Origin of the sequence: Pseudomonas sp. NPDC087814 (genome assembly GCF_044742865.1) — a bacterium.
GTDB lineage: Bacteria > Pseudomonadota > Gammaproteobacteria > Pseudomonadales > Pseudomonadaceae > Aquipseudomonas.
On record NZ_JBIUVK010000004.1, the window covers coordinates 242,299 to 250,899 of the forward strand.

Here is an 8,601-nt window from a genome sequence, read left to right on the forward strand (position 1 = left end):
TGCTTACCTGAGGTCGCAGTCAGAGCAGGTCGCTTGTGGCAGCAGGTTGATGATCGAAGTGTCAGCCCTCCACTGATGAGGCACCCACGTGATCGATGCGCGTGAAGGGGGCGCGGTGCACCACATAACAACAGGTTGACGTCGCTCGGCATCCGCCGGGCGCAGCACTTTCGGGGAAGCACTATGAAGATGCGACGACTCTTGGGCGCAGCTGCCACTCTGGTAGTTGCGATGAGCTCCACACTGGCCAGCGCCGACAGCAAAACCCTGAGCATCGGCTATGTGGATGGCTGGTCGGACAGTGTTGCCACCACCCACGTGGCGGCAGAAGTGATCAAGCAAAAGCTCGGTTATGACGTGAAACTGCAAGCGGTCGCCACCGGGATCATGTGGCAAGGCGTGGCCACCGGCAAACTCGACGCCATGCTCTCCGCCTGGTTGCCGGTGACCCACGGTGAATACTGGGCCAAGAACAAGGACAAGGTGGTCGACTACGGCCCCAACTTCAAGGACGCCAAGATCGGCCTGATCGTGCCTGAGTACGTGAAAGCCAAATCCATCGAAGACCTCAAGACCGACACCACCTTCAAGAACAAGATCGTGGGTATCGACGCCGGTTCAGGTGTGATGCTCAAGACCGACGAAGCAATCAAGGCCTATGGCCTGGACTACAAGCTGCAAGCCAGTTCGGGCGCGGCGATGATCGCCGAGTTGACCCGTGCCGAAGACAAACAGGAATCCATTGCGGTCACCGGCTGGGTGCCACACTGGATGTTCGCCAAGTGGAAACTGCGTTTCCTGGACGACCCAAAAGGAATTTATGGTGCTGCTGAGACCGTCAACAGCATCGGCAGCAAAGGCCTGGAAAAGAAAGCCCCGGAAGTCGTGGCGTTCCTGAAGAAATTCCAGTGGGCCTCCAAGGATGAAATCGGCGAAGTCATGCTGGCGATCCAAGAGGGCGCCAAGCCTGAAGCGGCGGCCAAGGACTGGGTGGCCAAGCACCCTGAGCGCGTCGCCGAGTGGACTGCTAAATAAGGCGTTAAAACTGTAGGAGCGAGCTTGCTCGCGAAGAACGCAAGGGCACCGCGATCATCCAGAATGAACGCGTTACCGTTGACGTTTTTCGCGAGCAAGCTCGCTCCTACAATTGTTTCTGCACACCCGTAAACCCTCGCTACACTCCTTCTACTACTAAGGTCGTCTGGAACCTGTTCCTCAGCCGCATACAGTGGATATGTTCCAATAATAAAAAGCTGTGCTGCGAGGATAAAAACAATGAACGACAGCATTTACCTCTCGATTCAAAACAGCCCGCGTTTCAAGGAGCTGGTTAGTAAAAGGGAAAGATTCGCCTGGATTCTCTCGGCAATCATGCTTGGGCTTTACTCCGCTTTCATTCTTCTGATTGCCTATGGGCCGCAAATACTGGGGGCCAAGATCAGCCCCGGTTCGTCCATCACGTGGGGGATCCCTATCGGGGTCGGGCTGATTGTGTCGGCCTTCGTCCTCACCGGCATCTATGTACGACGCGCCAACGGCGAATTCGACGACTTGAACAATGCGATTCTCAAGGAGGCTGCGCAATGATCCGTCGTCTATTGGCTGTACTCGGCGCTTCGGCCTTTGCACCTGCCGTTTGGGCGGCCGATGCACTGACCGGCGAAGTGCATAAACAACCGCTGAATATCGCAGCGATCCTGATGTTCGTGGCCTTCGTCGGCGCGACCTTGTGCATCACCTACTGGGCGTCCAAGCGCAACAAGTCGGCGGCCGACTACTATGCGGCCGGCGGCAAGATCACCGGGTTCCAGAACGGTCTGGCGATTGCCGGTGACTACATGTCGGCAGCCTCCTTCCTGGGGATTTCCGCGCTGGTGTTCACCTCCGGCTACGACGGCCTGATCTACTCGATCGGCTTCCTGGTGGGCTGGCCGATCATTCTGTTCCTGATCGCCGAGCGCCTGCGTAACCTGGGCAAATACACCTTTGCCGACGTGGCGTCCTATCGCCTGGGGCAAACCCAGATCCGCAGCCTGTCGGCCTGTGGCTCTTTGGTGGTGGTGGCGTTCTACCTGATCGCGCAGATGGTAGGCGCGGGCAAGCTGATCCAGCTGCTGTTCGGCCTGGATTATCACGTCGCGGTGATCCTGGTAGGCATCCTGATGTGCCTCTATGTGTTGTTCGGCGGCATGCTGGCGACCACCTGGGTGCAGATCATCAAGGCAGTGCTGTTGCTGTCCGGTGCTTCGTTCATGGCGCTGATGGTGATGAAACACGTCAACTTCGACTTCAACATGCTGTTTGCCGAGGCGATCAAGGTTCACCCTAAAGGTGAAGCGATCATGAGCCCGGGCGGCCTGGTGAAAGACCCGATTTCGGCGTTCTCCCTCGGCCTGGCACTGATGTTCGGTACCGCCGGCCTGCCGCACATCCTGATGCGCTTCTTCACCGTGAGTGACGCAAAGGAAGCGCGCAAGAGCGTGCTGTATGCCACTGGCTTCATCGGCTACTTCTATATCCTGACCTTCATCATCGGCTTCGGCGCGATCCTGCTGGTCAGCACCAACCCGGCGTTCAAGGATGCTGCAGGTGCCTTGCTCGGCGGTAACAACATGGCGGCGGTGCACCTGGCCAACGCGGTGGGCGGCAGTATCTTCCTGGGCTTCATCTCGGCCGTGGCGTTTGCCACCATCCTGGCAGTGGTTGCCGGTTTGACCCTGGCGGGTGCTTCGGCGGTGTCCCATGACCTGTACGCCAGCGTGATCAAGAAAGGCAAGGCCAACGAGAAGGATGAGATTCGCGTATCGAAGATCACCACCATCGCCCTGGCAGTGCTGGCGATTGGCTTGGGCATCCTGTTTGAAAGCCAGAACATCGCGTTCATGGTGGGCCTGGCGTTCTCCATTGCGGCCAGCTGTAACTTCCCGGTGCTGCTGCTTTCCATGTACTGGAAAAACCTCACCACCCGCGGTGCAATGATTGGTGGCTGGCTGGGCTTGATCAGCGCCGTTGGCCTGATGATCCTCGGCCCAACCATCTGGGTCTCGATCCTGCACCATGAGAAGGCGATCTTCCCTTACGAGTACCCGGCGCTGTTCTCGATGATCATTGCGTTCATCGGCATCTGGTTCTTCTCCATCACCGACAAATCGGCGGCGGCAGAGAAGGAACGTGCGCTGTACTTCCCGCAGTTTGTGCGTTCGCAGACTGGCCTGGGGGCGAGTGGGGCGGTTAGCCACTAAGCCCGTAACAGTTACAAAAAAATGCCCCGGTCGTGAGATCGGGGCTTTTTTTTGCCTTTATTGGTAACGAATACGACAAAACTGTTTCTCAAATCCGGCACAAATAAAAACGGCCTCCCTATCAAAGGAGGCCGTTTTCGGTGTAGCCAAGTAGCGATCAGCTTACTTGCGGTCTTCCAGCTTGGTGATGTCACGCGACTCGTAGCCAGTGTACAGCTGGCGCGGACGGCCAATCTTGTACGGGCTGGAGAGCATTTCTTTCCAGTGGGAGATCCAGCCTACGGTCCGCGCCAGGGCGAAGATCACGGTGAACATGCTGGTTGGAATCCCGATCGCCTTGAGGATGATCCCCGAGTAGAAGTCGACGTTCGGGTACAGCGAGCGCTCGATGAAGTACGGGTCGGTCAGGGCGATCTCTTCCAGGCGCATGGCCAGTTCGAGTTGCGGATCGTTCTTGATGCCCAGTTCCTTCAACACTTCGTCGCAGGTCTTCTTCATTACGGTGGCGCGCGGGTCGCGGTTCTTGTAGACCCGGTGACCGAAGCCCATCAACTTGAACGGATCGTTCTTGTCCTTGGCCTTGGCGATGAACTTGTCGATGTTCGAGACATCGCCGATTTCATCGAGCATGGTCAATACGGCTTCGTTCGCACCGCCGTGGGCAGGGCCCCACAGTGCGGCGATACCGGCGGCGATACAGGCGAACGGGTTGGCACCCGAAGAGCCCGCCAGGCGCACGGTAGAGGTCGAGGCGTTCTGTTCGTGGTCGGCGTGGAGGATGAAGATCTTGTCCATCGCGGCGGCCAGCACCGGGCTGATCGGTTTGATCTCGCACGGGGTGTTGAACATCATGTGCAGGAAGTTTTCCGCGTACGTCAGGTCGTTGCGCGGGTACATCATGGGTTGACCCATGGAGTACTTGTAAACCATTGCGGCCAGGGTCGGCATCTTGGCAACCAGGCGGATCGCGGAGTTTTCGCGATGCTGCGGGTTATTGATGTCCAGGGAGTCGTGATAGAAGGCCGACAGGGCGCCGACTACGCCGCACATGACGGCCATCGGGTGGGCGTCGCGACGGAAGCCGTTGAAGAAGGTCTTCAACTGCTCGTGAACCATGGTGTGGTTCTTCACGGTGCTGACAAACTGGGCCTTTTGCTCAGCTGTTGGCAATTCGCCATTAAGCAGCAGGTAGCAGGTTTCCAGGTAGTCCGACTGTTCAGCAAGCTGTTCGATCGGGTAGCCGCGGTGCAGCAAGATACCGTTATCACCGTCGATATAGGTGATCTTCGACTCGCATGAGGCGGTCGACATGAAGCCTGGGTCGAATGTAAAACGGCCCGTGGCCGTCAGGCCCCGTACGTCGATAACATCGGGACCAACGGTGCCGGTTAAAATGGGCAGCTCGACGGGGGCTGCGCCCTCGATGATCAACTGCGCTTTTTTGTCAGCCATGTGGCCTCCTATTTATGCTTCAAATCATCAGACAGACCCCCCACGCAGGGCCCGCACCACTATAGTGAGATAAATTCAGATGTCAATTTGCCTAAAGTCTTGCTCCAGAAGGCTTTAACCGTACTTTTTCCTCGAAATTACCTGCCGTTTACGCCTTTTATGCCGCCAGCGCAATGCGCTATTAGGGTGAGGAGTGCGCGTTGTCATTAGTTGCCTAACTGTCTATACTCGGCCTCCGACCGCCAGGGGCTTTTGGGCCCGTTTTGATGGGGGTCGCACTCCCTGGGTGGTGGTTACCTGACCAGTGCACTCCCCAACAACTTTGCCCTGATTGTTAGGGGCTCTTCAGTGTGAAAAAAAGCCGTGAATAGCCAACGACCTGTAAACCTAGACCTAAGGACCATCAAACTCCCCATCACCGGCGTAACGTCGTTCCTGCACCGTGTATCCGGCATCATCCTGTTTCTTGGCCTGGGCATCATGCTTTATGCATTGAGCAAATCCCTGGGTTCGGAAGAAGGGTACGCCGAGGTGAAGGCATGCTTGACCAGTCCGCTGGCCAAATTCGTCGCCTGGGGCCTCCTGTCCGCTCTGCTTTATCACCTTGTGGCCGGTATTCGCCACTTGATCATGGACATGGGTATCGGTGAGACGCTGGAAGGCGGCAAGCTGGGCTCGAAAATCGTCATCGCCATTTCCGTGGTGCTGATCGTTCTGGCGGGAGTTTGGATATGGTAACCAGCGTTACGAACCTGTCGCGTTCGGGCCTCTATGACTGGATGGCGCAACGTGTGTCTGCGGTTGTTCTCGCGGCTTATTTCATCTTCCTGATCGGGTACCTCGCGGCGAACCCTGGCATTGGCTACGCCCAATGGCACGGCCTGTTCGCTCATAACGGGATGCGCATCTTCAGTCTGCTGGCCCTTGTAGCCCTGGGCGCTCACGCCTGGGTTGGCATGTGGACCATCGCGACCGACTACCTGACGCCGATGGCGCTGGGCAAGTCCGCGACAGCAGTACGGTTTCTCTTCCAGGCAGTATGCGGCGTCGCGATGTTCGCTTACTTCGTCTGGGGTGTGCAGATTCTTTGGGGTATCTGATTCATGGCTAACACAGTTAATACGCTTTCATTCGACGCCATCATCATTGGCGGCGGCGGTGCCGGCATGCGCGCTGCGCTGCAACTGGCCCAGGGCGGTCACAAGACTGCCGTGATCACCAAGGTGTTCCCGACCCGTTCCCACACCGTTTCGGCCCAGGGTGGCATCACCTGCGCCATCGCCTCCGCCGATCCAAACGATGACTGGCGCTGGCACATGTACGATACCGTCAAGGGTTCCGACTATATCGGTGACCAGGACGCTATCGAATACATGTGCTCCGTAGGCCCGGAAGCGGTCTTCGAGCTGGAGCACATGGGTCTGCCGTTCTCCCGTACCGAACAGGGTCGCATCTATCAGCGTCCGTTCGGCGGTCAGTCGAAAGACTTCGGTAAGGGTGGCCAGGCCGCTCGTACCTGCGCCGCAGCCGACCGTACCGGTCACGCGCTGTTGCACACCCTGTACCAGGCCAACCTGAAGGCCGGCACCGTATTCCTCAACGAATACTACGGCGTCGACCTGGTGAAGAACGAAGACGGTGCCTTTGTAGGCATGATCGTTATCTGCATCGAAACCGGCGAAACCTCTTACGTGCGGGCTAACGCCACCGTATTGGCGACCGGCGGTGCAGGCCGTATCTACTCCTCTACTACCAACGCCCTGATCAACACCGGTGACGGTATCGGCATGGCCCTGCGTGCAGGTGTCCCGGTACAAGACATCGAAATGTGGCAGTTCCACCCGACCGGCATCGCCGGCGCCGGTGTACTGGTTACAGAAGGTTGCCGTGGTGAAGGTGGTTACCTGATCAACAAGAACGGCGAGCGCTTCATGGAGCGTTATGCTCCGAACGCCAAAGACCTTGCCGGTCGTGACGTTGTAGCCCGTTCCATGGTTAAAGAGATCATCGCCGGTAACGGCTGTGGTCCCGATGGCGACCACGTAATGCTGAAGCTCGATCACCTCGGTGAAGAAGTGCTGCACAGCCGTCTGCCAGGCATCATGGAGCTGTCCAAGACCTTTGCCCACGTTGACCCGGCTGTTGCGCCGATCCCGGTTGTTCCAACTTGCCACTATATGATGGGCGGCGTTGCCACCAACATTCATGGCCAGGCGATCACCCAGGACGCCGACGGTGTCGACCAGATCATCCCTGGTCTGTTCGCGGTAGGTGAAGTGGCTTGTGTATCGGTTCACGGTGCCAACCGTCTGGGCGGCAACTCGCTGCTTGACCTGGTGGTATTCGGTCGTGCCGCCGGCCTGTTCCTGGAGCAGACCCTCAAGGAAGGCGTTGATTACGCGCGTCCACGCCAGTCCGACATCGACGCTGCCCTGGCACGTCTGGATGGCCTGAACTCGCGTACCGATGGCGAAGACGTCGCCTCCCTGCGCAAAGAGCTGCAAAGCTGCATGCAGAACTACTTCGGTGTGTTCCGTACCGGCGAATACATGCAGAAAGGTATCGCCCAGCTGGCTGACCTGCGTACGCGCATCGCCAACGTCAAGATCAACGACAAGAGCCAGGCGTTCAACACCGCTCGAATCGAAGCCCTTGAGCTGCAAAACCTGCTGGAAGTGGCTGAAGCGACTGCGATCGCCGCCGAGGTTCGTAAAGAATCCCGTGGTGCTCACGCTCGTGAAGACTATGAAGACCGCGACGACGAAAATTGGTTGTGCCACACCCTGTACTTCCCGGGTGACAAGCGCGTAACCAAGCGTGCCGTGAACTTCTCGCCGAAGACGGTTCCGACGTTTGAACCGAAGATTCGGACTTACTAAGGGTGGCTGCCATGTTGAAAGTCAGTGTTTATCGCTACAATCCTGATCAGGACGCTGCGCCGTTCATGCAGGAATTCCAGGTCGATACCGGTGGTAAGGACCTGATGGTGCTGGACGTGCTGGCCCTGGTTAAAGAGCAGGACGAAGGTTTCTCCTATCGTCGCTCTTGCCGTGAGGGTGTTTGCGGCTCCGACGGCATGAACATCAACGGCAAGAACGGCCTGGCATGCATCACGCCGCTGTCTTCCGTGGTGAAAGGCAACAAGTTGGTTGTTCGTCCGCTGCCAGGTTTGCCGGTTATCCGTGACCTGGTCGTCGATATGAGCATCTTCTACAAGCAATACGAGAAGGTTAAGCCATTCCTGCAGAACGACACGCCGGCTCCGGCCATCGAGCGTCTGCAGACTCCGGAAGAGCGCGAGAAGCTGGACGGTCTGTACGAGTGCATCCTGTGCGCTTGCTGCTCGACTTCCTGCCCGTCCTTCTGGTGGAACCCCGACAAGTTCCTGGGCCCAGCTGCCCTGCTGCAAGCGTACCGCTTCCTGGCAGACAGCCGTGACACCAAGACTGCCGAGCGTCTGGCTTCGCTGGATGACCCGTTCAGCGTATTCCGCTGCCGCGGGATCATGAACTGCGTCAACGTATGTCCCAAAGGCCTGAACCCGACTAAGGCCATTGGTCACGTACGTAGCATGCTGCTGCAAAGCGGCGTGTAACCGACGTTGTAGTAAAAGCAGGACCGTTGTGCCCGTAGATGCTACGGCGCAGGCTTCAACCGGCGCCGTAGTTTTAACTTGAGCAGCGACTTACAAAGACGCGGCTCTTATTTTGAAGAAATGAGACAAGCAGGGGCATTCGGGTTGGTACCCGAACTATCAGCGTGATCCTATGTGGCTTGTTTTGGTCGCTGCACTTGGCCTTTTGCAAGCAAACTCGGTGTTTTCGCCGGTGGTGTAACCATATCGTGGTTGTCAAATCATGAATGATTTAGTGATGCATCTGATGTTGATCTGGTGTTATGTTTCATT

General features: G+C 57.5%; 8 protein-coding genes. 7 read left to right on the forward strand and 1 reads right to left on the reverse strand.

What is annotated here, in order from left to right:
- The first annotated feature begins 183 nt into the window (after positions 1-183).
- From ACIOMR_RS05820 to ACIOMR_RS05830, 3 genes are all read left to right on the forward strand, one after another.
- Positions 184-1,035: a glycine betaine ABC transporter substrate-binding protein gene (locus ACIOMR_RS05820; RefSeq protein WP_008433997.1), complete on the forward strand. Its 852-nt coding sequence runs from the start codon at positions 184-186 to the stop codon at positions 1,033-1,035.
- 240 nt (positions 1,036-1,275) lie between these two features.
- On the forward strand, positions 1,276-1,587 hold the full coding sequence (locus ACIOMR_RS05825) for a DUF485 domain-containing protein (RefSeq protein ID WP_003210577.1): 312 nt from the start codon (positions 1,276-1,278) through the stop codon (positions 1,585-1,587).
- Positions 1,584-3,242: a cation acetate symporter gene (locus ACIOMR_RS05830; protein ID WP_003210576.1), complete on the forward strand. Its 1,659-nt coding sequence runs from the start codon at positions 1,584-1,586 to the stop codon at positions 3,240-3,242. The genes ACIOMR_RS05825 and ACIOMR_RS05830 overlap by 4 nt, the downstream gene beginning before the upstream one ends.
- Positions 3,243-3,404: 162 nt before the next feature.
- Here the strand turns inward: ACIOMR_RS05830 and gltA are convergent, their stop codons facing one another.
- Positions 3,405-4,694, reverse strand: coding sequence for a citrate synthase (gltA, locus tag ACIOMR_RS05835; RefSeq protein WP_401192810.1), 1,290 nt, complete (start codon positions 4,692-4,694; stop codon positions 3,405-3,407).
- Between the two features lie 363 nt (positions 4,695-5,057).
- Here gltA and sdhC point away from each other — a divergent pair, with 363 nt between their 5' ends.
- The 4 genes from sdhC to ACIOMR_RS05855 are packed head-to-tail and all read left to right on the forward strand — an operon-like array spanning position 5,058 to position 8,289.
- Positions 5,058-5,432, forward strand: a complete 375-nt coding sequence (gene sdhC, locus ACIOMR_RS05840; RefSeq protein WP_008433998.1) for a succinate dehydrogenase, cytochrome b556 subunit — start codon at positions 5,058-5,060, stop codon at positions 5,430-5,432.
- Positions 5,426-5,794, forward strand: a complete 369-nt coding sequence (gene sdhD / locus ACIOMR_RS05845; RefSeq protein WP_003210573.1) for a succinate dehydrogenase, hydrophobic membrane anchor protein — start codon at positions 5,426-5,428, stop codon at positions 5,792-5,794. The genes sdhC and sdhD overlap by 7 nt, the downstream gene beginning before the upstream one ends.
- A 3-nt stretch (positions 5,795-5,797) precedes the next feature.
- Positions 5,798-7,573, forward strand: coding sequence for a succinate dehydrogenase flavoprotein subunit (gene sdhA / locus ACIOMR_RS05850; RefSeq protein WP_003210572.1), 1,776 nt, complete (start codon positions 5,798-5,800; stop codon positions 7,571-7,573).
- A gap of 11 nt (positions 7,574-7,584) precedes the next feature.
- Positions 7,585-8,289, forward strand: a complete 705-nt coding sequence (locus tag ACIOMR_RS05855) for a succinate dehydrogenase iron-sulfur subunit (RefSeq protein WP_003210571.1) — start codon at positions 7,585-7,587, stop codon at positions 8,287-8,289.
- The last annotated feature ends 312 nt before the right edge of the window (positions 8,290-8,601 follow it).